This window comes from Nonomuraea sp. 3N208, from assembly GCF_052245935.1.
Taxonomy (GTDB): Bacteria; Actinomycetota; Actinomycetes; order Streptosporangiales; family Streptosporangiaceae; genus Nonomuraea.
In genome coordinates this window covers 194,481-218,473 of record NZ_JBQQBR010000015.1, presented here as the reverse complement: position 1 = coordinate 218,473, position 23,993 = coordinate 194,481, and the positions used below count along the sequence as shown (strand labels likewise).

Annotated in this window: 19 protein-coding genes; 10 read left to right on the top strand and 9 right to left on the bottom strand. The window is 71.0% G+C overall.

Annotated features, from left to right (window positions below; translation table 11 throughout):
• Positions 1–60: 60 nt before the first annotated feature.
• From ACTWPT_RS24035 to ACTWPT_RS24025, 3 genes are read left to right on the top strand one after another with little or no spacing between them, the layout of a single operon-like run.
• A complete protein-coding gene (locus tag ACTWPT_RS24035; protein WP_443179686.1) occupies positions 61–300 on the top strand; it encodes an acyl carrier protein in 240 nt (79 codons plus the stop codon).
• Positions 301–336: 36 nt separating this feature from the next.
• On the top strand, positions 337–1,569 hold the full coding sequence (gene fabF / locus ACTWPT_RS24030; protein WP_443179685.1) for a beta-ketoacyl-ACP synthase II: 1,233 nt from the start codon (positions 337–339) through the stop codon (positions 1,567–1,569).
• Positions 1,570–2,994: an acyl-CoA carboxylase subunit beta gene (locus tag ACTWPT_RS24025; RefSeq protein ID WP_443179684.1), complete on the top strand. Its 1,425-nt coding sequence runs from the start codon at positions 1,570–1,572 to the stop codon at positions 2,992–2,994.
• Positions 2,995–3,049: 55 nt separating this feature from the next.
• Here the strand turns inward: ACTWPT_RS24025 and ACTWPT_RS24020 are convergent, their stop codons facing one another.
• Positions 3,050–3,658, bottom strand: a complete 609-nt coding sequence (locus ACTWPT_RS24020) for a dihydrofolate reductase family protein (protein WP_443179683.1) — start codon at positions 3,656–3,658, stop codon at positions 3,050–3,052.
• Between the two features lie 177 nt (positions 3,659–3,835).
• The gene (locus ACTWPT_RS24015; RefSeq protein ID WP_443179682.1) at positions 3,836–4,330 is read right to left on the bottom strand and encodes a DUF3145 domain-containing protein; all 495 of its coding nucleotides are present in this window, start codon (positions 4,328–4,330) and stop codon (positions 3,836–3,838) included.
• A 164-nt stretch (positions 4,331–4,494) separates the two neighbouring features.
• Here ACTWPT_RS24015 and ACTWPT_RS24010 point away from each other — a divergent pair, with 164 nt between their 5' ends.
• The 4 genes from ACTWPT_RS24010 (at position 4,495) to ACTWPT_RS23995 (ending at position 9,261) form a co-directional block, all read left to right on the top strand.
• On the top strand, positions 4,495–5,508 hold the full coding sequence (locus tag ACTWPT_RS24010) for a S8 family peptidase (RefSeq protein WP_443179681.1): 1,014 nt from the start codon (positions 4,495–4,497) through the stop codon (positions 5,506–5,508).
• A gap of 72 nt (positions 5,509–5,580) precedes the next feature.
• Positions 5,581–6,111 carry an RNA polymerase sigma factor gene (locus tag ACTWPT_RS24005; RefSeq protein WP_443179680.1) on the top strand — a complete coding sequence of 177 codons (531 nt, stop codon included), beginning with the start codon at positions 5,581–5,583 and terminating at the stop codon, positions 6,109–6,111.
• On the top strand, positions 6,108–6,563 hold the full coding sequence (locus tag ACTWPT_RS24000; protein ID WP_443179679.1) for a hypothetical protein: 456 nt from the start codon (positions 6,108–6,110) through the stop codon (positions 6,561–6,563). The genes ACTWPT_RS24005 and ACTWPT_RS24000 overlap by 4 nt, the downstream gene beginning before the upstream one ends.
• Positions 6,564–6,609: 46 nt before the next feature.
• A complete protein-coding gene (locus ACTWPT_RS23995) occupies positions 6,610–9,261 on the top strand; it encodes a CHAT domain-containing protein (protein WP_443179678.1) in 2,652 nt (883 codons plus the stop codon).
• Here ACTWPT_RS23995 and ACTWPT_RS23990 read toward each other — a convergent pair.
• The 4 genes from ACTWPT_RS23990 to ACTWPT_RS23975 all read right to left on the bottom strand — a co-directional run bounded on the left by ACTWPT_RS23990 (position 9,201) and on the right by ACTWPT_RS23975 (position 15,402).
• The gene (locus ACTWPT_RS23990; RefSeq protein WP_443179677.1) at positions 9,201–10,055 is read right to left on the bottom strand and encodes a sulfurtransferase; all 855 of its coding nucleotides are present in this window, start codon (positions 10,053–10,055) and stop codon (positions 9,201–9,203) included. The two genes, ACTWPT_RS23995 and ACTWPT_RS23990, sit on opposite strands and share 61 nt — an antisense overlap.
• A 69-nt stretch (positions 10,056–10,124) precedes the next feature.
• Positions 10,125–11,300, bottom strand: a complete 1,176-nt coding sequence (locus ACTWPT_RS23985; protein ID WP_443179676.1) for an alkaline phosphatase family protein — start codon at positions 11,298–11,300, stop codon at positions 10,125–10,127.
• A gap of 412 nt (positions 11,301–11,712) precedes the next feature.
• A complete protein-coding gene (locus tag ACTWPT_RS23980; protein ID WP_443179675.1) occupies positions 11,713–12,303 on the bottom strand; it encodes a DUF5998 family protein in 591 nt (196 codons plus the stop codon).
• Positions 12,304–12,423: 120 nt separating this feature from the next.
• Positions 12,424–15,402 carry a bifunctional acetate--CoA ligase family protein/GNAT family N-acetyltransferase gene (locus ACTWPT_RS23975; RefSeq protein ID WP_443179674.1) on the bottom strand — a complete coding sequence of 993 codons (2,979 nt, stop codon included), beginning with the start codon at positions 15,400–15,402 and terminating at the stop codon, positions 12,424–12,426.
• Between the two features lie 167 nt (positions 15,403–15,569).
• On the opposite strand from ACTWPT_RS23975, the gene ACTWPT_RS23970 reads away from it, so the two are divergent.
• Positions 15,570–16,463 (top strand): carbohydrate kinase family protein, encoded by an 894-nt coding sequence (locus ACTWPT_RS23970; protein WP_443179673.1) that lies wholly within the window; start codon positions 15,570–15,572, stop codon positions 16,461–16,463.
• Between the two features lie 40 nt (positions 16,464–16,503).
• On the opposite strand, the gene ACTWPT_RS23965 is transcribed toward ACTWPT_RS23970, so the two are convergent.
• Both ACTWPT_RS23965 and ACTWPT_RS23960 read right to left on the bottom strand, forming a co-directional pair.
• A complete protein-coding gene (locus tag ACTWPT_RS23965; protein ID WP_443179672.1) occupies positions 16,504–18,621 on the bottom strand; it encodes a RecQ family ATP-dependent DNA helicase in 2,118 nt (705 codons plus the stop codon).
• A gap of 201 nt (positions 18,622–18,822) precedes the next feature.
• The gene (locus ACTWPT_RS23960; RefSeq protein WP_443179671.1) at positions 18,823–21,342 is read right to left on the bottom strand and encodes a DNA gyrase/topoisomerase IV subunit A; all 2,520 of its coding nucleotides are present in this window, start codon (positions 21,340–21,342) and stop codon (positions 18,823–18,825) included.
• Positions 21,343–21,890: 548 nt separating this feature from the next.
• Here ACTWPT_RS23960 and ACTWPT_RS23955 point away from each other — a divergent pair.
• Complete coding sequence (locus tag ACTWPT_RS23955; protein WP_443179670.1) at positions 21,891–22,715, top strand: TauD/TfdA dioxygenase family protein; 825 nt, start codon at positions 21,891–21,893, stop codon at positions 22,713–22,715.
• Between the two features lie 196 nt (positions 22,716–22,911).
• Here ACTWPT_RS23955 and ACTWPT_RS23950 read toward each other — a convergent pair whose 3' ends face one another.
• Positions 22,912–23,283 carry a VOC family protein gene (locus ACTWPT_RS23950; protein ID WP_443179669.1) on the bottom strand — a complete coding sequence of 124 codons (372 nt, stop codon included), beginning with the start codon at positions 23,281–23,283 and terminating at the stop codon, positions 22,912–22,914.
• A 42-nt stretch (positions 23,284–23,325) separates the two neighbouring features.
• Between ACTWPT_RS23950 and ACTWPT_RS23945 the strand changes: the two genes are divergently transcribed.
• Complete coding sequence (locus tag ACTWPT_RS23945; protein WP_443179668.1) at positions 23,326–23,889, top strand: thioredoxin family protein; 564 nt, start codon at positions 23,326–23,328, stop codon at positions 23,887–23,889.
• Positions 23,890–23,993: the final 104 nt, after the last annotated feature.

The following is a 23,993-nucleotide window of genomic DNA, read 5'->3' as shown; positions in this document are numbered from 1 at the left end:
TCAAAGGCTTGTGCGGCGCAGCCGCACAGAAACCCAGGAAATCAAAGGAGAACCAACAACATGGCTGCCAGCGAGCAGGAGATCCTCGAAGGCCTCGGCAAGATCATCAACGAGATCACCGGCATTCCGGCCTCCGAAGTGACGCCCGAGAAGAGCTTCGTGGACGATCTCGACATCGACTCCCTGTCCATGGTCGAGATCGCCGTGGCCGCCCAGGACGAGTTCGGTGTCGAGATTCCCGACGACCAGCTCAAGAACCTGAAGACGGTCAAGGACGTCCTCACCTTCATCCAGGCCTAGAGATCACCCTTTCTGACTAGCAAGGAGCGCGAAAACGTGAGTGCGAACCGGGTACGTGTCGTCGTCACCGGGCTTGGCGCGACGACGCCCGTCGGTGGAGACGTCACCTCGACCTGGACGGCGCTCCTCGCCGGTCAGTCGGGTGTCAAGACTCTCACCACGGACTGGATCGACACCGTCCCCGTGAAGTTCGCGGGGACGGCCGCGGTGGACCCCGCTGAGGTGCTGCCGCGGCCCGAGGCCCGCAGGCTCGACCGCAGCGAGCAGTTCGCCATGGTCGCCTCCAGGGAGGCCTGGCAGGACGCCGGCGCCCCCAAGGTGGCGCCCGAGCGGCTCGGCGTCGTGGTCTCCAGCGGCATCGGCGGCATCAACACCACGCTGGCCGCCTACGACACCTACCGGGAGCGCGGCTGGAACCGGCTGTCTCCCTTCACGGTGCCGATGCTCATGCCCAACGGCCCGGCCGCCTGGATCGGCCTCGACCTGGGCGCCCAGGCAGGCGTGCACGCCACGGTGTCGGCCTGCGCGTCCGGCGCCGAGGCCATCGGCTACGCCATGGACATGATCAGGGCAGGCCGCGCCGACGTGGTGGTCGCTGGCGGCACCGAGGCGGCGATCCATGGGCTCAACATGGCGGCCTTCGCCGCCGCGCGGGCCATGTCCACCCGCAACCACGACCCTGCGGGCGCGTCCCGGCCGTGGGACCGCGACCGTGACGGGTTCGTGCTCGGCGAGGGTGCCGGCATCGTCGTGCTGGAGTCGGAGGAGCACGCCAAGACGCGCGGCGCGCGGATCTACGCCTACTGCGCCGGGGTGGGCTACTCCGCCGACGCCCACCACATCACCCAGCCAGAGCCCGAGGGCCGGGGCATCATCATGGCGATGACCCACGCGCTCAACGACGCGGGCATCACCGGCCTCGACGTCAAGCACGTCAACGCGCACGCCACCTCGACCCCCGCGGGCGACGTCGGCGAGGTCCAGGCGGTGGCCAAGGCCATCGGCACCCACCCGCTGGTGACCTCCACCAAGTCCATGACCGGGCACCTGCTCGGCGGCGCCGGCGGCATCGAGTCCGTCTTCACGATCAAGGCGCTGCAGGAGCGGATCGTCCCCGCCACCATCAACCTCGACAACATCGACGACGGCATCGAGGTGGACCTCGTCTACGGCGAGAACCGCCCCCTGCCGGAAGGCGATATCGCAGCGGTCAACAACTCGTTCGGATTCGGCGGGCACAACGTGTCCGTCGTGTTTAAGGGGGCTTAAATGACCGTGCTCGACAACCGGGTGGTGACGCAGGGCTCCGATCAGGAGCCCGCCGATCCCCGCGATCCAGCCGTCCGCCTGGCCGCGCTGCTCGATGAGGGCTCGCTGCGGCTGATCACTCCTGCGGACCAGAGCGGCGCTCTGGCCGCCATGGGCCGAGTCGAGGGCGTCCCCGTGGTCGCCTTCTGCAGCGACGCCCGGATCCAGGGCGGCGCGTTGGGCAGCGAAGGTTGCGAGCACATCGTCCACGCCTACGACGTGGCCGTCCGTGAACGGGTGCCGGTCATCGGGATCTGGCACTCCGGCGGTGCGCGACTCGCCGAAGGCGTCGAGTCGCTGCACGCCGTCGGCCGGGTCTTCGCCGCCATGACCAAGGCGTCCGGCATCGTGCCGCAGATCTCCGTCGTCGTCGGCGCGGCCGCCGGCGGCGCCGCGTACGGCCCAGCGCTCACCGACCTCGTCATCCTGGCCGACTTGGGCCGGATCTTCGTCACGGGCCCCGACGTGGTCCGCAGCGTCACCGGCGAGAACGTCGACGCCGCGGCCCTGGGCGGCCCCGAACCCCACAGCAAGCGCAGCGGCGTCGTCCACGTCGTCACCAAGACCGAGACGGACGCCTACGTCAAGGCGCGCCAGCTCGCCACGCTGCTCGGCCACCAGGGCCGGGTGCGGACGTCCGGCATCGAGGAAGTGGACTTCTCCACGCTGCTGCCCGAGTCCGCGCGGCGTGCGTACGACGTCAAGCCGCTCGTCAACGGCCTGCTCGATGAGCCCGGCATCGAGCTGCACCCCAAGTGGGCGCCGAACATCGTCACGTCGCTGGGCCGCCTCGGCGGCCGGACGGTCGGTGTGATCGCCAACAACCCGATGCGGCTCGGCGGCTGCCTCGACGCCACGTCCGCCGAGAAAGCCGCTCGCTTCGTACGTATGTGTGACGCGTTCGGCGTGCCTTTGGTTGTCCTCGTGGACGTGCCCGGTTACCTGCCGGGTGTCGGACAGGAGCACGACGGCGTCGTCCGGCGCGGCGCCAAGCTGCTGCATGCCTTCGCCGAGGCGTCGGTGCCGCGGGTCACGCTGGTGACGCGGAAGGCGTACGGCGGGGCCTACATCGCGATGAACTCGCGCGCCCTGGGCGCCACCAAGGTGTTCGCCTGGCCGACGACCGAGATCGCGGTCATGGGCCCGGTGGCGGCCGTGCGCATTCTCAAGCGGCGCGAGCTCGCCGCCGTGCCGGAGGAGGAGCGGGCCGAGCTGGAGCAGCGGCTGGCCGCCGAGCACGAGAAGCTGGCCGGCGGGCTCGCCCGGGCCCAGGAGCTGGGGGTCATCGACGAGGTGATCAAGCCCGAGGAGACGCGCGGCGCGATCGCCAAGCTTCTGGCCCAGGCCACCCCGGCCCGCGGCGCCCACGGCAACATCCCGCTGTAGGTTCCACGGCAACGGCCCCGCACACCCTGCCGGTGCGGGGCCGTTCGCATGGGCCTCAGACGACGGAACCGTAAGCGGGCTTGCCCTCCCACTCGTACGTGATGTACACGACGCCGGCGTCGGTGGTGGACGACCCGGTGAGCTTCAGCCCGGCCGGAGTGGCGCCCTCGGCGAAGAGCCGCTTCCCTTGGCCGAGGACGACGGGGAAGACCAGCAGGTGGTACTCGTCGACCAGCTCGGCCTGCTGCAGCGTGCGCAGGAGGTCGCTGCTGCCCTGGACGAGGATCACGCCGTCGGTGCGCTGCTTGAGGTCGGCGACCGTCTGGGCGGCCTCTCCCACCAGCACCTCGGTGTTGCGCCACTCGGCGGTCATCGGGGATCTGGTGGTGACGTACTTCGGCATGCTGTTGATCTTGGCGCCGCCCTCCTCGTCGGGCACGTTGGGCCAGTGCGAGGAGAGGATGTCGTACGACCTGCGGCCCAGGAGCATCCCGTCCGCGCGGTCCAGCAGGGGGCCCATGATGCGGCCGAACCCCTCGTCCACGTACGGGGGCAACCATCCTTCGTGCGGGAAACCGTTGGAAGGGTCCTCGCCAGGCCCGCCGGGAGCCTGCATGATCCCGTCCAGCGTCACGAACGTTCCGACCACGAGCTTGCTGGCCATTTGTCGATCCTTCTCTCGAGGTGAGGTGCCTTTCTTTCCTGCGCCTTCAGCCTCGCAACACGCCGTTACGGAATCCTTAATGCTTTCCTACGGAGCAACGAGCAGGGTCCGAGAGCGGCAGCACCGCGTAACCAGCGAGGACCCGTCGGGAGTACCGACCATGGACACGTGCCCGGGTCAGACGGCGGCGTGCAGCCAGCGGACCGGGGCGCCGTCGCCGGCGTACCTGAACGGCTCCAGCTCCTCGTCCCACGGGCGCCCGAGCATCTTGTCGATCTCCTCCTCCAGCACGCACCGCCCCTGGGCCGCCATCATCATGGCCGTGCGGAGCCGGTCCTCGGGGATCATGATGTCGCCGGAGACGCCGATGACCGCGGTGAAGGCGCCGAGCGTCGGCGTGTAGGCATGCCGGGAGCCGTCCACCCCGGGTGAGGCGTCTTCCGTGATCTCGAACCTGAGGCGCTGCCAGCCCATGAGCGAGGAGGCGATGGCCGCCGCGATGCCCGCACGGCCCTCCCACTCCGCCTGTGCGCGCACGACGTTGGGCGCGGCGGGTTGCGGAGTCCACGTCAGGTCTACGGGCACGCCAAGGACACCCGCGACTGCCCATTCAATGTGTGGGCACAGCGCGGGCTGAGCCGAGTGGACGTAAAGGACGCCACGAGCAGACACCGGACCTCCCGTTTCGGTACGAGGTGCGCCTTCCCCAACGGCCTCGTCCCGGGATGATCACAAGTGACTAGGGAGAGACTACCGTCGGTCGCTACTCGACACCAGAGGGAGTCCATACCAAGTTGGTGCGTGACACCTGATACAGGCGGGATACATACCCGGCCATGGAAATGCAATCTGTCGGAGAGGCTTTCATCCGGCCAGGTCAGCTGCTGACCGACCGCAGCGCGCTGTCCGCCACAGCGCGTTGGACCCAGGCCGTCTCCGAGGCGGACGGGGTCTGCGTCATCCACCTGGCGCCGGGCGTGGATCCCTGCGAGCTCACGGCCGAGCTGCGCGGGCAGGGTCTCAGAGCGTCGCCGAACCACATCCTCCGCGGCCAGCCGCTGTTCTTCGGCGGTCCGGCGTCCAGACCCTTCCCCGCCCCGCCCATCTCGTACAAACCGGGCAGGTCCCGATCGGATGTGACGGTGGGCCTGCTCGACACCGGCATCGCCAAGCACCCGTGGTGGTCGGGCACCGACTGGTACGGCCAGGTCGGCCCCGAGGAGGCCGACGCGTCCGAGGGGCAGCAGGCCGGGCACGGGACGTTCCTCGCCGGCCTGCTGGCTCGCAGCGCGCCCGGCGCGGCTCTGCACGTAGGGCGGGTGCTGGACCGCGACGGCGTCGGCGACGAGGCGTCCGTCGTACGCGCGCTCCACCGCCTGCGCGAGCGACCCCCTCAGGTGCTCAACCTGTCCTTCGGCGGCCACACCTTCGACGACCGCCCGCCGCCGCTGCTGTCCGACGCCATCGCCGGGCTGACGGACACCGTGACGGTGGCCTGCGCCGGGAACACCTCCTCCGACCGGCCGTTCTGGCCGGGCGCGCTGCCCACCGTGGTCGGCGTGGCGGCGCTGGACGCCGCGCAGGCCGGCCGGGCCCCCTATTCCGGGTACGGCACGTGGGTGGACGCCTGCGCGCGGGGAGACTGGCTGACCAGCAGCTATCTCGACACGGAGGAGTTCGGTGGCTTCGCGGCGTGGAGCGGCACGTCGTTCGCCACCGCACTGGTGTCCGGGACCATCGCGGACTCGGCCAGGAACGAACCGGCGAAGGAGGTGGTCCGCCGGCTCCTCGACGGCGAGGGCACCCGGCAAATTCCGGATCTGGGAGTGCTCATCCCGTCGAGTCTGTAGAGTTTACGCTCAGTTCCCAGTCGATCACGGGGAGGCATGATCGCCTCTCCGCGCCGGGTGAGAGGAGGCCGCGTGCACCGCGATCCGGCGGAGCTAGTCCACGCCGCGGCCGACGGCGACCGGTCGGCGTGGGAGGAGCTCGAGTCCAGGTTCGGGCCGCTCATGTGGGCCGTGGCCCGCGCGTGCGGCCTGAGCCCGGCCGATGCCGCTGACGTGGTCCAGGGCTCCTGGCTGCGCCTGCTCCAGCATCTGGACGGCATCAAGGACCCGGCCAGGGTGGGCGGGTGGCTCGCGACCACCGTACGTCGCGAGGCCCTGCTGCTCTTGCGCCAGGACCGCCCGCGGGTCTTCTCCTCCGAGGTCGTCGAGGAGCCGGACCCGGCCGCCGCCGTTCTGGAGACCGACGGCAGGCAGCTGCTCTGGAAGTCGGTCTCCGCCCTGCACGAACCCTGCCGCACGCTGCTCCAGCTGGTCGCGATCGATCTCGGGAGCCGACAGACGGCGATGCGGCTCGGACTGCCCATGGGCAGCATCGGCCCGACCAGGGCCCGCTGCCTGGAAAGACTGCGCACTTTGATCTCGGCACAGGAGACGGCGCAATGATCAACGACGAATACTTTCTGGCGGCACTCCGGCTCGCCGCCGGGAACGACCCCATCCCGAGCCATGTGTCGGCCGCCGCGCGGGACGTCTACGGGCTCCGGATCCCCCAGGCGCGGACCGCCGGCCCCGTCGAGTGCGCGGCGACCCGCACGAGCTCGGGCACGCGCGACGACGACGGCTCGCACTTGATGCGCTTCGTCACGGCCGGCCTCACCTTCGATGTGGAAATGACGGTGGGCGACGGGCTCATCGACGTCGCCGGGCAGGTCGTCCCGTACCCAGGCGAAGGCACCCTCGTCGATGTGAAAACCCCGCATCTGACACTGACCACGCGCATAACTCACAACGGCCAATTCGCCGCCACCGGCCTGCCTCCCGGCTGGGTCAGCGTGGTGTGCCACCGGCCCGGCCACATGCCGGTGCAGACCATGTGGGTGCGCATCCGGCCCTGACCGCCCAGATGCCGGGACTCCCGGCCGTTCCGACCAAGGCCCGCCCATGAGCGACACCTCGGACGAACTCGACCCGCTCGTCGCGGCGGCCGAGGCCGCCATGCTGCGTTCGCTGGTCGACCCCGGTCACGCCATGCACGCGGGCCGCGTCGTGCTCGCCGCCGCCCGCCGTACCGGATCTCCCGACGCCGCGGCGATCGCGCTCAGGGCGATGGCGCTGGCCGCCCGTGAGCTGGGCGATCTGGAGGGCGCCGAGTGGCACCTCCGGCAGGCCATCGCCACCCCTGGAGCCTCGAGGGAGCGGGTGGCGCAGGCCCGGCTGTCGCTCGTCACCGTACGCACCGAACGCGGCCACCCTGTCCAGGCCCTGCGCGTGGCCGCCCTGGCCTGGACCTACCTGTCCCCCCTCGACCGTGCCAAGCTCGACACCCAGCGCGCGGTCGCGCTGGCCCACCTCGGCCGGCCGCAGGAGGCCGTCGCCGCGTGCGATCGCGCGCTGCGAGCCCTGGCGGCCGCGCCCGGCACCCTCGACAACCGCAGGTTCCTGGCGGGCGGTCTGCTCAACCGCGGCCTCGTCCACTCCTACCGGGGCGACTGGGACGCCGCCATGCGCGACCTCACCGCCTGCCTGCAGATCTCCCAGCATGCCGGGCTGCGCCACCTGGCCCGCCTGTCCGCCGCCAACCTGCCGTTCCTCGCGGTACGGCGGGGCGACATCGCCGAGGCGTTCCACCACTACCGGGAGGCCGAGGACACCCTCTTCGGCTATCCCGAGCGGCTCGCCACCATGCGGGCCGACTTCGCCGGCGCCCTGCTGGCCGCCCACCTGCCCGGCGAGGCCAGGGCCATGCTGAACCTCGCTGTACCCGATCTCGAGGCCTGCGGGGCCCGGGCGGCGCTGGCCGAGGCGCGGCTGAAGCTGGCGCAGGTGGAGCTGCTGACCGGCGACCCGCACCGGGCGAGGGAGGTGGCCGAGCAGGCGGCGGGCGAGCTGGCCGCGCAGGACCGCACGTCGTGGCTGCCACTGGCCAGGGAGGTCGTGCTGCGCTCGCGCCTGGCCCTCGAACCCGTCACGCCCGCCCTGGTCGCCGAGCTGATCGCGGGCGCGGACGAGCTGGAGGACGGAGGCGCCCACCTGGCGGGGGCGGCGGCGTTGCGGCTGGTGGCGGCCGAGGCGGCACTCGCCGTCGACGATCACCCGACGGCCTCGACGCAGCTGGCCCGCCTCACCCGGCACGCCGAGGTGCCGGAGCCCGCGGAGCTCGCGGAGCCCGGCGAGCGGTGGGCGCCCGCGGGTGCCCGGCTGACCTCGCTCGCGTCGGAGCCGCAGGCCAGGCAGCTGGCGCGGGCGTCACAGATCCCGATCCCGGTACGCCAGCACGCGCTCGCGCTGGAGGCGGCGCTGCAGGAGGACGTCCCCGGGGCCTTCCTGGCCGTCCGCTACGGGCTGGCGGAGGTGAGCGAGCAGGTGGAGACGTTCGCCGACCCGTCGCTGCGGGCGCACGTCGCCATTGCCGGGGAGCGGTTGGCGGCGTTCGGGCTGGCGCTGGCGGTACGTGCCGGAGGGTCCTGCGACGTGTTCGAGTGGGCCGAGCGGTGGCGGGCCGTCACGGCGCCCGCCCATGCCTGTGCGCTGGTGGATCCCGAACGGGTGCGGGCCGAGCTGGGGCCGCGGGCTCTCGTGGAGTTCGTTGTCGACGGGGACTCGCTGCTGGCGGTGATGATCGCTGGAGAGCGGGTGCTGCTGCGGTGGCTGGGGACCGTGCGGGCGGTCGAGGAGGCGATCGTGCGGCTGCGTTACGCGGTCCGGAGGCGGTCGGAGGCGCGTTATGCGGTCCTGAGGCGGTCGGAGGCGCGCGACCGTGCGCCGGGGCCGCCGCGGGATGGCGGCAAGGATCTCGAGGTCGTGGCCGGGGACCTCGAGCAGCTGGTGTTCCGGCCGCTGGCGGCAGAACTGGGCGACGCGCCGCTCGTGGTGGTGCCTGTGGGCGCACTGCACACGTTGCCGTGGGGTGCGCTGCCGTTCCTGCGTGGACGCCCCGTGAGCGTAGCGGCCAGCGCGGCGTCCTGGGTGCGGGCACGGGAAGGCGCTCGCGGGGACGGGCCTCCGGCGGTGGTCGCGGCGGCCGGGCCGGCGCTGACCCATGCGCATGCCGAGGTAGCACACGTGCTGGCCTGCCATCCGGGCGGGCGCGAGGTGCCGGGGCGCACCGGGGCGGTGCTGGACGCGCTGGCGGTCGCGGACGTGCTGCATCTGGCGGCGCACGGGGTGTTCCACGCCCGTAGTCCGCTGGTGTCCGGGATCACACTGGAGGACGGGTCGCTCATGGCGTACGACCTGCTGAACGTGACGCGATCGCCGGAGCTCGTGGTGCTTTCCGCCTGCAATTCGGGCATGTCGCGGACGCCGGTGGAGGGGGCTCCGCTGGGGCTGCCGGGGACATTCCTGGCCAAGGGGTCGTCGTGCGTGATCGCGGGCATGGTGCCGGTGCAGGACGAGGCGGCGCGGGCGGTGATGAGCATGTTCCACGAGCTCATCGCGGCCGGGCAGCCGCCGGACACGGCACTGGCGCACGCCTCGGCGAAGACCGGGGTGTACGAGTTCACCTGCTTCGGAGCCGGCGACCGCCCGCTGTATCAGCCGGTGGCGACGGGTCTCGAAGGATCGGCGACCCAGTTGGACCAGGAGCCCACGTAGAGCGCGGCGGGCAGGCCTGCCACCTCCAGCGCAAGCACCTCGTGGGCGGCCGTCACCCCGGAGCCGCAGTACGCCCCCGCCCGGACCCCCTCACCCACACCCAGCTCCGCGAACCTGGCCCGGAGCGCGGCGGGGTCGAGGAACCTGCCGTCCGGCCCGACGTTCTCCGTGGTAGGCGCGCTGACAGCCCCGGGAACGTGCCCGGCCACCGGATCGACCGGCTCCACTTCGCCCCGATACCGTTCCGCCGCCCTGGCGTCGATCAGCACTCCCTCAGCGGCCAGATCGGCCGCTTCGCCGGCGGTCAGCACCGGCATGCCGCCCGGCCGCGCCGTGAAGTCACCTTCCTTCACCACAGGTGACTCCTTCGTGATCGGCAGGCCGGCCGCGGTCCACGCGGGCAACCCGCCGTCCAGCACGCGGACGTCCTGGTGGCCGAAATACCGCAGCGCCCACCAGGCCCTGGCCGCGACGGTGGAGCCGACGTCGTCATAGACCACCACCGGCCGGTCGTCGCGTACCCCGAGGCGGCGCATCGCGCTCTGGAAGGCTTCGGCCTCGGGCAGCGGGTGACGTCCGCCCTCGCCGGGAGGAGCCGCCAGATCGGTGTCGAGGTCGCAGTAGACGGCATCCGGGAGGTGGCCTTCCCGGTAGAGCTCGATCCCGGGCGGGCCGCCCAGCCGCCAGCGGACGTCCAACAGTGCCACGTCGCCGAGCGCGGCGAGCCCGTCCGGACTGATCAGCGGACTCGGCGGCGGGTCGGTCGGGCTTGCCGGGCTTGTAGGCGAGCTCATCACGTGCGTACCTCCAGGATCATTTGACCGCCCCAGCCGGTCACGTGTACCTCCAGGATCTCCAGCCGGTCACGTGCGTACCTCCAGGAGCGGGACGTTCTGCTCGGCCGGCGTCATCGAACCGTGGTACCCGGTGAAGAGCGCCTCGATCGGGTTCGCGCTCGGCGCGATGATGGCCAGGTCGGCGTAGGGGACGGCTACGACGTCGCCGATGCGCGCCAGCCACGCCTCGCGCACCCGCGGCCCGAACCAGCCGGACTCGACCGCCTCCTGCCTGGACACTACCCATGCCTTGCCCTGGAAGGTCTCGCGCCACGCCTCCAGCACGTGCGGCGCGGCGCCGGGTTCGGCGTAGACGTGTCTGGCCCTGGCCTCGCCGCCGACCAGCGCCACGCCTTCGGTCAGCTCGGGCACGGTCTCAGCGTCGACTTTCTCTGTGGCGTTGACCATGCCGTGGTCGGCGGTGACGTACATGGCAGAGCCGGGTGGCAGTCCCTCGGCCAGCCGTTGCGCCATATCGTCCACGATGGCCAGCTGCCGCAGCCATTCCTCGCTGCCCCAGCCTGCCAGGTGCCCGGCGGAGTCCAGGTCGCCGTAGTAGACCGTGACGTGCGCGGGCCGCTCCCGCATCGCCTGGTGCGTCCGGGCCACGCGCTCGTCCACGGTGTCGGCCGACACGTAGCGCACGCCGCGGTAGACGGCCCTGGTCAGGCCGGTGCCCTCGAACTCGGCGGGGGCGACGTAGGCGGACGCGATGCCGGCCCGGACGGCCCGCTGGTAGACGGTCGGAGCCGGCTGCCACTGCTCGGGGTCCATCGTGAGGCCGTCCGGGAGCGTCCACAGCAGGCAGTTGAACAGGTATCCGGTGCCCGGCACGGCCAGCGTCAAGCCCAGCATGCCGTGTTCGCCGGGCGGCAGGCCGGTGCCCAGCGAGCAGAGGCTGGTGACGGTGGTGGCGGGGAATCCGGCCGTGAGCGTCCTGCTCTTCAGCCCGGACAGGAACGGGGCCGTCTCGGCATGCGCCCGCAGCAGCTCCGCTCCCAGGCCGTCCACCAGGAACAGGCAGACGCGCTCAGCGGGCGCCAGGACGAGGGGCGCATTCGGCTTGCCTTGCTCGTTCGGCGTGGTCGGTGCGCTGCGACCGGGCGCGGGAATGCCCGGATCGGCGTCGTGAACTCCCAGCGCGGCCAGCAATGCGCCGGGCAGATCCGCCAGCGACCCGCCGCCATACCCCGGCACCAGCATGCCCTCATCCTAGGCCCGCGGATCACTCCGTTTTCACCGGGATCGCGGACCCGATTTCGCGGGGATCGCCGACCTCTCCAATTTCGCGGGGATCGCCAACCTCTACGTTTTCGCAGGGATCGCGGACCTCTCCGTTTTTAGCGGGGATCTCGCCCGCCTTCTTTTACGGCCGGCCAGGTTGCCCGCACTCGCCGTCGCTGGTTCCCGTCTGTCATGGCCGGTCGTGAGGGCTCACGGGGTGCTCGCCGTGACGAGCGCATACTTGACCTGCGTCTTCGCTGACATCTTGGCCATCGTCTTCGATTCCACCCGCTGGGTGTCCACCCACCGGCGGACGTATTGGCGCAGGCGGCCGTGCCCGGCCGCGAGATGAGGATGCCGGGAAAGGCGCCGGAGGAGGTGGAGGCCGGGGTCAGGCGGCGGCGCGGGCGGTGGCCTCCGAGAGGGCCTTGGCGAAGGACAGGACGTGGGTGACCGCTTCCGGGCCGTCGGCCGCCTCGCTGACCCTGAGGGACAGGTCGTCGGCGGTGATCGCTCCCGTGTAGCCGTGGTCGGCCTCGCAGTTTTCGTCGCCGCACGTGGCCGGCTCCAGGTCCACGTGGGAGATCGCACCCCAGCCGATGGTCAGCGTCACCTCCGTGGGCGGCACGCCCGGGACGTAGGAGGCGGGGTCGGGCACGACGCGGGTGACGGCGACCGACTGGATGCGGCTCAGTCGCACGGCCTCCGTGGTCGTGGAGGCGTGGGCCGTCGAGACGCCCTCCACCGCGGGATGCTCGTCGGTGTGGCAGACCAGCAGCCGCGTCGCCGTCAGCACCAGCACGGTGACGTGCCTGCGCACCTCCATCGCAGGATCGAACGTGGCCTCATGGTGGACCACGAACGCGGTCACGGCTTCCTTGCCCAGCGCGGATTCGACCGCATCGGTGACGAGGTCGGGATAGTAGCCGCTGCGCTCGATCGCTTCACGCAGGCCCGCGGCTGAGACTCGGGTTTCCCTCATGGGTCCATCCTGCCAGGGCCGGGCAGTGCACTCACCCGCCGGACATAACGCTCTATAACGTCTTTAATTAGGTCACAAAAGCCACTCCGGAGCACTGGCCTCACCCTTCAGAGAGTGCGGTCATGACAACCTGCGCGGGCCGCCGTCCAGGCGCGGGCCCGCCGGGGTGCGGAGGGTGGCGCGGGCGCCGAGGACCATGGCGTCCGACTCCCCTACGAGCACCTGGTCCAGGTCCAGCCGGGCCACCTCGGGCAGGTCGTTGGCCAGGCGGCCGACGCGTACGAGCAATTCCTCCAGGGCGTCGACCGCCACGGGCGGGTAGCCGTACTCGCCGAAGAGCAGCGGTGCGGCGCGTACGGAACGCACCAGGGCGGCGGCGTCCTCCCTCGTCAGCGGGGCGAGGCGGAAACCCTGGTCGAGGAGGAGTCGTGCGGTCACCTCGCCCAGCCCGAACGACACCACCGGGCCGAACGCCGGATCCTCGATGACGCCCACCACGGTGGGCACGGCCGGCTGCGGCGCCATGCGCTGGACGGCCAGCCGCACCTTCTCGCCCAGTTGGTCGGCGAACTCGGCGTACGCGTGGCGCACCATCTCCGGGCCCGCCAACCCCAGGCGCACGGTGCCCGCGCGGCGCGAGGCGCCCGGGTCGGCCACCTTCAACACCACGGGCCAGCCGAGGCGCTCCGCGGCGGCCACGGCCTCGTCGGGCGAGCGCACGACCTCGGCGGGCCATACGGTGAGGCCGTAGCAGGACAGCAGCTCGGTGGCGTCGATCTCGACCGGTGGTCCCGGCTCCGCGAAGACCCCCGGCCGCGGGCGCCCGGCTGCGGCCTCGTCCACCCCCGTCTGCCCTGGCGCCGACTCGGCAGCGACCGTCCCACCAGTCCCGCCCGGCCCTGTAGCGGCACCGATCGCCGCACCCGCCAAAGCCCCGCCGGCTTCTTCCGACGACGCGCTCACGGGGCCGGACGCGCCATGCGGCGCGACCGCCGGCGCGCTCGCTCGTTCGGGCGGTCCGCTCGTGGGACCGGATGCGCCGCCCGACCCCGACTGGCCGGACGCCCTGTCTGTTGGGGACGCGGCCGGGCCCGTCTGGGCGGGCGCCTCCGCCTCGGCTGGGGCCGGAGCGTCCGGGTCCGCTGCCAGAAGGGTGTGGACCACGGAGCGGGCGCGGTCGGTGTCGATTTCGCCGAGCTCCGGCGGCGGCATCGCCGGTTGCGCGCGCCACGTGGCGTAGCGCACCACGTGGGCCAGCGCCCGGACCGCCTCCTCGGGGGCCGCGTACGAGGGGATGGAACCCCGTCCGGGCGTGGCCTGCGAACCGGAAGTGCCTTCCAGCCGCAGCGCCGGATGCATGCCCAGATGGCCGCGGAACGTCGTCAGCACCGGCTTGGGGACGTCCTTCGACACCCGTACCAGCTCGGCCGCCACCGCCTCGGTGTCACCGGCAAGGGGCGGCATGTAGATCACGACGGCGGCGTCCACGTCGGGCGAGGCGAGCTCGCCGGAGAGCGCCGTACCGAACTCCGAGGCCCCCGCGGCGGGCCCCAGGTTGACCGGCGGCCGGGGTTCGAGCCCGGCGGCGCGGCAGACGTCGGCGGCGAGCAGCCCGAGCGCGTCGGAGTTGGTCACGAGCGCGACCCTGGGCCCGGCGGGCAGCGGCTGGTACGCCAGCAGCTGACCCACGTCGAACAGCTGGATGAGGTCGTCCACCCTGATCAGCCCGGCCTGCGCGAACAGGGAGCTGATCGCGGAGTCCGGGAGCCCCAGCTCCTCCGCCGAGTGCCCCGACGGGGTGCCGCCGCTCTTGACCACCACGATGGGCTTGCTACGCGCGATACGCCTCGCCAGCCGGGTGAACTTGCGCGGATTGCCCAGCGATTCCAGGTAAAGCAGGATCACCTCGGTGGCGTCGTCCTCCTCCCAGTACTGCAGGAGGTCGTTGCCCGACACGTCGGCCCGGTTGCCGGCGGAGACGAACGACGAGATGCCCATGCCGCGCTGCGCCACCCGCTGCAGCAACGCGGTGCCGAGCGCGCCCGACTGGCTGAAGAAGCCGACCTTGCCCCGACCCGGCACGGTGGCGGCGAGAGTGGCGTTGAGCCGGACGGACGGGTCGGTGTTGGCGATGCCGAGACAGTTGGGGCCGACCACGCGCAGGCCGTAGGAACGCGCGATGCGGGCCAGTTCGTCCTGCCTGGCCCGGCCGGACGCGCCCGTCTCGCCGAAGCCGGAGGAGACCACGACCAGCCCGTGCACGCCCTTCTCCGCACACTCCTTGACCACGTCGATCACGCCCTCGGCGGGCACGGCGACCACGGCCAGGTCCACGTCGCCGTCGATGGCGGTGACGCTCGGGTAGGCCCGCACGCCCGCCACCGCGCGCACCTCCCGGTGCACCGGGTAGACGGGCCCGGTGAAATCGGCGGCCAGCAGATTGCGCAGGACGGTCTGCCCGACCCCGCCGGGCTCGCGGGAGGCGCCGATGACCGCGACCGAACCCGGGGTGAGCAGCCTGGCGATGGACCTGGACTCGGCCCGGTGCTCGCGGGCCGCCGTCACCTCGGCGGAGGTCTCGGTGGGGGTGAGGTCGAGCGTCATGCGGACGACGCCGTCGGCGAACTGGCTCTGGGCCGTGTAGCCGGCCTGGCGCAGCAGGCCCATCATGCGCATGTTGGCGGGCAGGACGTCGGCGATGAAACGCTCGATCCCGTGCTCGCGGGCGGTGGCGGCCAAGTGCTCCAGGAGCACGGAAGCCACTCCCCTGCCCTGGTGGGCGTCCTCGACGAGGAAGGCCACCTCTGCCTCGCCCGGCCCGGTGCGGTCGTAGCGGATCACGGCGACCATCTCGGTGCCGATGGTGGCGATCAGGGCGACCCTGTTGACGTAGTCGACGTTCGTGAACCGCTCGACGTCGCGGTCCGACAACCGCGGCCGCGGCCCGAAGAACCGGAAATAGATCGACTCGTCCGACAGTCGCGAGTAAAAGGCACGGAGGCGGCCGGCGTCGGCGGGCCTGATCGGGCGAACGTGCGCGGTGCCACCGTCGGCCAGGACGACGTCGGCCTCCCAGTGAGCCGGATATTGTGCCTCCACAGCCTCGAGCGTAAACCCGCATCCCACATGCCAAGACCGGAGCCCCCGTTGGGCAACGCTTGTGCATCGACTCCAGCTTGGTGTGATGGGTCCGCCCCACGAGCAGCCCCGAAGCTGTTAGTTTTGCCGTGGCCAGGGTGGACTGAAGGCAGCAAGGTGGTGACATCATGACGCGGGTCGTCGTGGTGGGCGATCTCATGACCGACGCGGTCGCGCGCGCCCGTTATGCGCTCGCCAGGGCGAGCGACACCCCGGCGATCGTGACGATGCACGGTGGCGGCTCGGGGGCGAACATCGCCTCGTGGCTCGCCGTCGAGGGCGCGGAGGTGGCCTTCATCGGCCGCAGAGGCGCCGACATCACCGGGCGAAACCGCGACATGGAGCTGATGGGCTACGGCGTGGACGCGCGGCTCGTCATGGATCCCGAGCGGCCCACCGGCACCTGCGTGGTGCTGGTCACGCACAAGGGCGAGCGCACCATGCTCTCCGACCCCGGCGCCAACGCCGCGCTGTCGCCGGAGGACCTGCCGCGCGACCTGTTCACCTCGGGCTCGCACCTGCACCTTTCGGGCTACACGCTGATCAACGAGGGCTCGCGCGACGCCGGTCTCGCGGCGCTGGACATGGCAAGGCGCGGCGGGATGTCGATCTCGGTGGACTGCGCCTCGTCCGCGCCGCTCGAGCGTACCGGGGCCGAGCCGTTCCTGGAGTGGACCAACGGCGCCAAGCTGCTGTTCGCCAACGCCGACCAGGCGAAGGTGCTGACCGGCCGCGACGACGCGGAGGCCGCGGCCAAGGTGCTGACGGCGTGGTTCCCCCAGGTCGTGATCAAGCAGAACGCCGAGGGCGCGCTGTGGTTCAGCAACGGCCGCCCCGAGCCGGTCCACGTGGCCGCCGAGCCGGTCGACAAGATCGTCGACGGCACGGGAGGGGGCGACGCGTTCTCCGCCGGATTCCTGCCCGCCTGGCTGGAGGGCAAGCCGCCGGCCGAAGCGCTGGCCTCGGGATGCCGGCTGGCCGCCAAGGCGATCACGCATCTGGGCGCCCGCCCGCCCTTCTAGGCCTGGCGCCAGGCGTTTCACGACCTGCCGACGACGGGCTTCAGCTGACGGTCGCCAGGACCAGCGGCAGCACGGCCGGAGCGCCGGCGTGGCGGACAAGAGCGGCGGCCAATGTCATCGTCCACCCGGTGTCGACGCGGTCGTCCACGAGCAGGACAGGCCCGCCGCACTGGGCGATCTGGGCGCCGAGGTCCTTGGGCATGGCCAGAGTTCCCCTGACCGCCTGGACCCGCTTGGCGCTGTTGAACTGCTGCCCGGGCGAGCCGGCCCGGTAGCCCAGCTCCCCCAGGTACGTCAGCCGCCCGACCTGCGCCAGCCGCTCGGCGAACGAGCGCACGAGCTTCGGCCGCGTCGCGGACGGCATGCTGACCACGGCCACAGGCCGCGCACGCCAGTCCCAGGCGGACAGCACCCGTACGACGGCCGCGAACATGTCGTCGGACATCGGCCCGTCGTCACTGTTGAACAGCTCCCGCAGCCGGTTGCCCCACCCGATGTCGGTCAGCCGCCCGAGCGCCCGGCCCGGCTCCGCGCCCAGCTCCGGCTTGATCCGCCCGGACAGGTCGGGCAGGCCGGTCGGCCACTGTTTGCGGGCCTCGATCTCGACGCCGGGCCTGCTCAGCCGCTCGCGCGCGGTTTCAACGGCCTGCGCGGCGATCTCCGGCGAGCGGTGCCTGCCCGTGCAGTTGTCGCAGCGGCCGCAGGGCCGGGCGGCCTCGTCGTCGAGGTGCCTGCGCAGGTATTGCTCCCTGCACTCGGTCGTCGTCAGGTAGCCGAGCATGGCCTCCTGCTCGGACCTGCGCTCGGCGGCGATGCGGGTGTAACGCTCGGTGTCGTACGCCCATGGCTCACCGGTGGCCTCCCAGCCGCCCTTGACCCGCCGGACGGCGCCGTCCACGTCGAGGACCTTGAGCATCATCTCCAAGCGGCTGCGGCTCAGATCGACGGCGGTCTCGAGCGCCGGGGTGGACATGACGCCGCCGCGTTCTTCGAGGATATGGAGCGTGGCGCGGACGACGGGCTCAGGCGGGAACGCCAGCGAGGCGAAATAGGCCCAGATGTCGCGGTCTTCGACGCCGGGCAGCAGGATCACCTCGGCCCGCTCCACCCCGCGTCCGGCCCGGCCGACCTGCTGGTAGTAGGCGACCGGCGACTGCGGCGCCCCCACGTGCACGACGAACCCCAGGTCTGGCTTGTCGAAGCCCATCCCGAGCGCGCTCGTGGCCACCAGCGCCTTGATCTTGTTGCTGAGCAGCGCCTCCTCGGCCGCCAGCCGCTCGGCCGGGTCGGTCTGCCCGGAGTAGGCGGCCACCTCGTGCCCCTGCTCGCGCAGGTAGCCCGCGATCTCGTGGGCGGCGGCCACGGTCAGCGTGTAGACGATGCCGGAGCCGGGCAGCTCGCGCAGCGTCTGGGCCAGCCACGCCAGCCGTTGCTCGGCCGTAGGCAGGCGTACGACGGACAGGTGCAGGCTCTCGCGCTCAAGCGGCCCGCGCAGCACGAGCGTGTCCTCCCCGTCGGGCCGCAGCTCGGCGGGCAGGCGCATCTGCTCGGCCACGTCGCGGGTGACGCGGGCGTTGGCGGTGGCGGTGGTGGACAGCACGGGGATGCCGGGCGGCAGATCCTCGAACAACCGCGCCAGCCTGCGGTAGTCGGGCCTGAAGTCGTGTCCCCAGTCGGAGATGCAGTGCGCCTCGTCGACCACCACGAGCCCGGCGCTCTCGGCCAGCTCGGGCAGCACGTTGTCGCGGAAGTCGGGGTTGTTGAGCCGCTCGGGGCTGACCAGCAGCACGTCCACCATGCCGTCGGCGACCTGGCCGTAGACCTCCTCCCACGCCTCCGCGTTGGCGGAGTTGATCGTGACGGCCCTGATGCCGGCCCGCTCGGCGGCGGCGATCTGGTTGCGCATCAACGCCAGCAGCGGCGAGACGATGACCGTGGGCCCCTCGCCCAGCTCCCGCAGGAGCGCGGTGGCCACGAAGTAGACGGCCGACTTGCCCCAGCCGGTGCGCTGCACGACCAGCACCCTGCGCCGGTCCACGACCAGCGCCTCAATGGCGGCCCACTGGTCGTCGCGGAGCTTCGCGTGCGCTCCGGCCAGTGCTTCAAGGCGTTCCTCGGCCTCTTCCCGCAGCATCGCGGCATCTGGGGCGTCAATCATGCCCCCCTTGTTACCACCTTTCCGCGAGTGAAAGCCTCAAAGGCTGTCAGCAATCCCGTCCTTTCAGCCGGAAAGGTCCGTGACAGTGTCACCAAAGCGTGAGAGCTTCGGTGTCCTGGCTGCGGCCTCCACAGCGGGAGACGGGTGTGGCATCACGGGCTCGCGCGCCCGGGCAGCAGGTACCCGAGCCCGGACGCGGGCCTAGAGGGACGTCTGCTCGTCTGCAGGAGGCGTCTCCGACAGGCCCTCGACCGAGGCCGCGGCGATCTCCGGGCCGGAGGCGATGGCGCCGCCGATGGCGCCGATGGTGTGCGTCAGGCGGACGCCCGAGCCGTCCCGCCGCCCGACCTCCTCCGGCAACGGCACCGGCTTGCCCACCCCGGACACTGCCTTGGCCGGCGCAGGACCCGCCCACGCCAGCAGCAACTCGTCCTCGCCCTTCAAGAACCGCTGCGCCCGCACCCCACCGGTGGCCCGCCCCTTGGCGGGGTACTCGGCGTAGTCGGACAGCTTGCCACCGCCCACCTGCGTCCCCGGCAGCGCCGTCGACGACCCGGCGATCGTGACCACGTGCGCGGGCAGCTCAGGATCGACCACGCCGAACCAGACCACCCTGGCTCCGTCGTCCAGCCGGATCCCCGCCATGCCGCCCGCCGGCCGCCCCTGCGGCCGCACCAGCGAGGCGGGGAAACGCAGGAGCTGAGCGTTGGAGGCGATGAACACCAGGTCATGCGACTCCGACACCAGCTCGACCGCGCCGACGACGCTGTCGCCGTCCTTCAAAGTGATCACTTCGAAGTCGTCGCGGTTGGCCGGGTAGTCCGGCACCACCCGCTTGACCACGCCCTGCGCCGTGCCCAGCGCAAGCCCCGGCCCGTCGGGATCCAGCGATCCCAGCCCGACGACCTTCTCGTCGGCCTGCAGCGAGACGTATTCGGAGACCGGGTGACCGCCGGACAACGACGGCGGATTGGCCGAGGGCGGCAACGTCGGCAGATCCACCACCTGGACCCGGATCAGCCGGCCCAGCGACGTCACCACGCCGACCTCGCCGCGTACCGACGTCCGTACCGCTGAGATCAGCACGTCGTGCGCCACACGCTCGCCCTCGCCCGGCAGCGGCTCGGCATTGGCGGTGCGGGCCAGGAGGCCGGTCGACGACAGCAGCGCCAGGCACGGGTCGTCGGCCACCTGGAGCGAGGCAACAGGGGTCCGGGCCACGCCGGGGGCCTCCAGCAGGATGGTGCGGCGCGGCGTGCCGTATTTCTTGGCCACGTCGGCCAGCTCGCCCGAGACGACCTGGCGCAGCCTCGCCTCCGACGACAGGATCTCGGTCAGCTTGGCGATCTCGTCGCTCAGCGTCTCCTTCTCCCGGTCAAGCTCCAGCTTGTCGTAGCGGGTCAGGCGGCGCAGCGGCGTGTCGAGGATGTAGGCGGCCTGGATATCGGTCAGGTCGAACACTTCCATCAGCCGCGTCCGCGCCTGCGCCGAGTCGTCGGAGGCACGGATGACCTGGATGACCTCGTCGATGTTGAGCAGCGCGATGATCAGGCCGTCCACCAGGTGCAGGCGCTCCTCGCGCTTGCGGCGCCGGTATTCGGACCTGCGGCGCACGACCTCGAGCCGGTGGTCGACGTAGACCTGGAGCAGCTCGCGCAGCCCGAGCGTGCGCGGCTCGCCGTCCACCAGGGCGACGTTGTTGATGCCGAACGTCTCCTCCATCGGCGTCAGCCGGTAGAGCTCCTCCAGGACGGCCTCGGGGATGAAGCCGTTCTTGATCTCGATGACCAGTTGCAGGCCCTTGTGCCGGTCGGTGAGGTCTTTCAGGTCGGCGATGCCCTGGAGCTTCTTGGAGGTCACCAGCTCCTTGATCTTGGTGACCACGCGCTCGGGGCCGACGTTGTAGGGCAGCTCGGTGACGATGATGCCCTTGCGGCGCGGGGTGATCTGCTCGACGATGCACTTGGCCCGCATCCGGAACGTGCCACGCCCCGTCTCGTACGCGTCCCGCACCCCCTGCAGTCCGATGATCGAGCCACCGGTCGGCAGGTCGGGACCGGGTACGAACCTCATCAGCTCGTCCAGCGTCGCGTCCGGCTTCTTGATCAGGTGCCGGGCGGCCGCCACGACCTCGGTGAGGTTGTGCGGCGCCATGTTGGTCGCCATGCCGACCGCGATGCCGCTCGTGCCGTTGACCAGCAGGTTGGGGAACGCCGACGGCATGACGACGGGCTCGGTCTCCTGCCCGTCGTAGTTGGGCTTGAAGTCGACGGTCTCCTCGTCGAGCGACTCCACCATGAGCATGGCGGCCGGGGCCAGCCTGGCCTCGGTGTACCGCATGGCGGCGGGCAGGTCGTCGGGCGAGCCGAAGTTGCCGTGGCCGTCCACCAGCGGCAGCCGCATGGAGAACGGCTGCGCCATCCGCACCAGCGTGTCATAGATGGCGGAGTCGCCGTGCGGGTGCAGCTTGCCCATGACGTCGCCGACGACGCGTGAGGACTTGACGTGCCCGCGATCGGGGCGCAGACCCATCTCGCTCATCGAGTAGAGGATGCGCCGCTGCACGGGCTTGAGGCCGTCACGCGCGTCGGGCAGGGCCCGCTGGTAGATCACCGAGTACGCGTACTCGAGAAAGCTCGTGCGCATTTCCGAGGAGACGTCGATGTCGACGATCCGCTCCTCGAAGTCCTCAGGCGGGGGTGCAGTCGTACGTCGGGCCATCTTGTGCTGCGCGGCTACCTCGGCCGTCGCGCCGAGGGGAAGCGCATCCTCCTTCTGCTCTCGTGCTGTAACCGTAGCCGTCAGCTCGCTGAAGAAGCGTCAGATCGGCGTGTGAGGCGTCGACGTCACCCGTCCCGGTCGCGCGGCGATGGCGGCCAGTGGCGCGTGCGGCCACGCGACCATGATGGGTTCCGGCGTGTTTGCCTTTGGAGATGATGGCATGAGCCAGGTCCCCTGTGGGCTATCGAAGTGTTCCTTACGTCTTGCCGGGTGGAGGCGGGGAAAACCATGGCGATCGGTGCGTGTCCGGGCATACCTATCACGTACGAGGACCGAAGTCATGGAAGACGCCTCCTCACCGACGACTGAGCTGGTCATACACCCCGGCAGGGAAGCCGGAACGTATGACGTCGAACATCGTGCCGAAACCAAGATGGTACTCGATTCCAGCCACTTCTCGCAGACATGTTCGATAGCGGCGCTGCTGTTGACCAAGCAATTGCTTGGTGTTACGTTGCCGACGAGGATCCCGCGTTCCCGGAGGCGTCATGATCGAGTTTCATCCCGTGACCAAGCACATCGGCGCCGAGGTCACCGGGGTCGATCTGCGCAAGCCGCTCTCACAGGAAGAGGCCGCGACCCTGCGGGAGGGCTGGCTCAAGCACCTCGTGCTGTTCTTCCGCGACCAGCACATCGAGGACGAGCAGCACTTGCAGTTCGCCCTGAACTTCGGCACGCTCAACCACCCGGCCTTCAAGAAGGACGCCGACAGCCCCATCCACGTGCTCGACCAGACCTCACCCAAGGGCGAAGGGGGCGACGAGTGGCACAGCGACAACACCTTCGAGCCCACACCGCCGATGGGATCGCTGTTGCGCTGCGTCCAGCTGCCCAGCGTGGGCGGTGACACGTGCTGGGCGAACACGTACCTGGCGTACGAGACGCTGTCCCCGTCGCTGCAGCGGCTGTGTGACGAGCTGACGGCCGTGCACGACATCACGATGTCGATGAAGAAGGCGATCGCGAAGGGGCATCCGTTCGACCTGGCCGAGATCCAGGCCAAGTGGCCACCGATCGAGCGCCCGGTGGTGCGCGTGCATGCGGAGACGGGCCGGAAGGCACTCTTCGTGAACCGGTCCTCGACGACCCGCCTGGTCGGCCTGTCGGACCGGGAGAACGAGGCGCTGCTGCCGTTCCTGATCGATCACATCCGCTCTCCGGAGTACCAGTGCCGCCTGCGGTGGCGGCCCGGCACCATGGCCTTCTGGGACAACCGGCCGACCCAGCACTACGCGGTGGCCGACTACACCGAGCGCCGCCGCATGCACCGGGTCACGATCAACGCCTTCCCGGAGCACGCGGATCCGTCCTGAGCCCCGGCCGGCCCACGAGGCGCACGTATCGGCGCCCGGCTCCGTGAACCGGAGGAGCGTTCCCCTGGACGGAGCCCGGCCCCGTGCGGCGGGTGGAGCCCAGCTGGCGCAGCCGTACAGGATGGGGTTTGAGGAGGCGCGCTGATCACGGCGCGAAAGCCGGCAACACCCAAGTGGCGGCGCCGCGCGGGATGGGTCAGTCCCGGCAAAGGCAGAACGTGTGACCTGCCGGGTCGAGGAACACCCGGAAGCTGTCGTCCTCGCTGGGCTGGTGCTCGTGCTTGACGGCGCCGATCTCGAGCGCCCGCTTCTCCGCCTCCTCGATGTCATCCACGCGAAGGTCGAGGTGGAGCTGCTGCGGCCGCTCAGGGTCGGGCCAGGTGGGCCGCCGGAAGTCCGGTGCGAGCTGGAACGCCAGCCGCCGGGGCGGCCCTCCGTCGGTCACGACCACCCACTCGTCCTCGACCGACGTGATCGGCCAGCCGAGCAACAGGGAGTAGAACTCGGCCAGCCCCTTGGGGTCGGGCGTGTCGAGGACGATGCTCCGGAATTCCGCGATGCCGCTCATCATTCACCTCTCTCGGACGGGACGGTTGCGAGAATAGATGTCATGGCTGTCAATTCGTTCATGGTTCCGCTCGGCGCTCCCGCGCCCGACTTCGATCTCACCGCCATCGACGGCGGCAGCGTCTCGCTGGAAGACCTCAAGGACTCCCCCGCCACGCTGGTGGTCTTCCTCTCCAACCACTGCCCCTACGTGCGGCACATCGAGAAGGGCCTCGGCGCGCTGGCCGCGGACTACGGCGCCAGGCTGTCGATCGTCGCCATCTGCAGCAACGACAGCGTGAACTACCCCGACGACGATCCCACACACCTGGCCGAGCAGGCCGGCAGGGCCGGGTTCACGTTCCCGTACCTGCTGGACGACACTCAGGAGGTGGCCAAGGCGTACAAGGCCGCCTGCACGCCCGACTTCTTCCTGTACGACTCCCGGCTCAAGCTCGTCTACCGGGGAGAATTCGACGGCTCCCGCCCGGGCAACTCGGTGCCGGTGACCGGCTCGTCGTTGCGGGCGGCCATCAACGCCCTGCTGGAGGGCGGCGACGTGCCCGCGGAGCAGACCCCGTCGCTCGGCTGCAGCATCAAGTGGAAGCCGGGCAACGAGCCCGCCTAGACGCCTCTGAGCGCGCCGTCTTCAAGGGCAAAAGATCTTTTGGGGAACCCCCTCGGGCCGGCCACCGCACTGCGTGCCTTCGGCCCGCTGGACTCGCCGCAAAC

What these genes read in the sequence shown, in the direction of transcription:
- ACTWPT_RS24025 (WP_443179684.1), top strand. Translation starts at nt 1,570, where the DNA reads ATGACCGTGCTCGACAACCGGGTGGTGACGCAGGGCTCCGATCAGGAG.
- ACTWPT_RS23965 (WP_443179672.1), bottom strand. Translation starts at nt 18,621, where the DNA reads ATGATTGACGCCCCAGATGCCGCGATGCTGCGGGAAGAGGCCGAGGAA.
- ACTWPT_RS23995 (WP_443179678.1), top strand. Translation starts at nt 6,610, where the DNA reads ATGAGCGACACCTCGGACGAACTCGACCCGCTCGTCGCGGCGGCCGAG.
- ACTWPT_RS23970 (WP_443179673.1), top strand. Translation starts at nt 15,570, where the DNA reads ATGACGCGGGTCGTCGTGGTGGGCGATCTCATGACCGACGCGGTCGCG.
- ACTWPT_RS24010 (WP_443179681.1), top strand. Translation starts at nt 4,495, where the DNA reads ATGGAAATGCAATCTGTCGGAGAGGCTTTCATCCGGCCAGGTCAGCTG.
- ACTWPT_RS23990 (WP_443179677.1), bottom strand. Translation starts at nt 10,055, where the DNA reads ATGAGCTCGCCTACAAGCCCGGCAAGCCCGACCGACCCGCCGCCGAGT.
- ACTWPT_RS23960 (WP_443179671.1), bottom strand. Translation starts at nt 21,342, where the DNA reads ATGGCCCGACGTACGACTGCACCCCCGCCTGAGGACTTCGAGGAGCGG.
- ACTWPT_RS23985 (WP_443179676.1), bottom strand. Translation starts at nt 11,300, where the DNA reads ATGCTGGTGCCGGGGTATGGCGGCGGGTCGCTGGCGGATCTGCCCGGC.
- ACTWPT_RS23955 (WP_443179670.1), top strand. Translation starts at nt 21,891, where the DNA reads ATGATCGAGTTTCATCCCGTGACCAAGCACATCGGCGCCGAGGTCACC.
- ACTWPT_RS23945 (WP_443179668.1), top strand. Translation starts at nt 23,326, where the DNA reads ATGGCTGTCAATTCGTTCATGGTTCCGCTCGGCGCTCCCGCGCCCGAC.
- ACTWPT_RS23950 (WP_443179669.1), bottom strand. Translation starts at nt 23,283, where the DNA reads ATGAGCGGCATCGCGGAATTCCGGAGCATCGTCCTCGACACGCCCGAC.
- ACTWPT_RS24035 (WP_443179686.1), top strand. Translation starts at nt 61, where the DNA reads ATGGCTGCCAGCGAGCAGGAGATCCTCGAAGGCCTCGGCAAGATCATC.
- ACTWPT_RS24020 (WP_443179683.1), bottom strand. Translation starts at nt 3,658, where the DNA reads ATGGCCAGCAAGCTCGTGGTCGGAACGTTCGTGACGCTGGACGGGATC.
- ACTWPT_RS24000 (WP_443179679.1), top strand. Translation starts at nt 6,108, where the DNA reads ATGATCAACGACGAATACTTTCTGGCGGCACTCCGGCTCGCCGCCGGG.
- ACTWPT_RS23980 (WP_443179675.1), bottom strand. Translation starts at nt 12,303, where the DNA reads ATGAGGGAAACCCGAGTCTCAGCCGCGGGCCTGCGTGAAGCGATCGAG.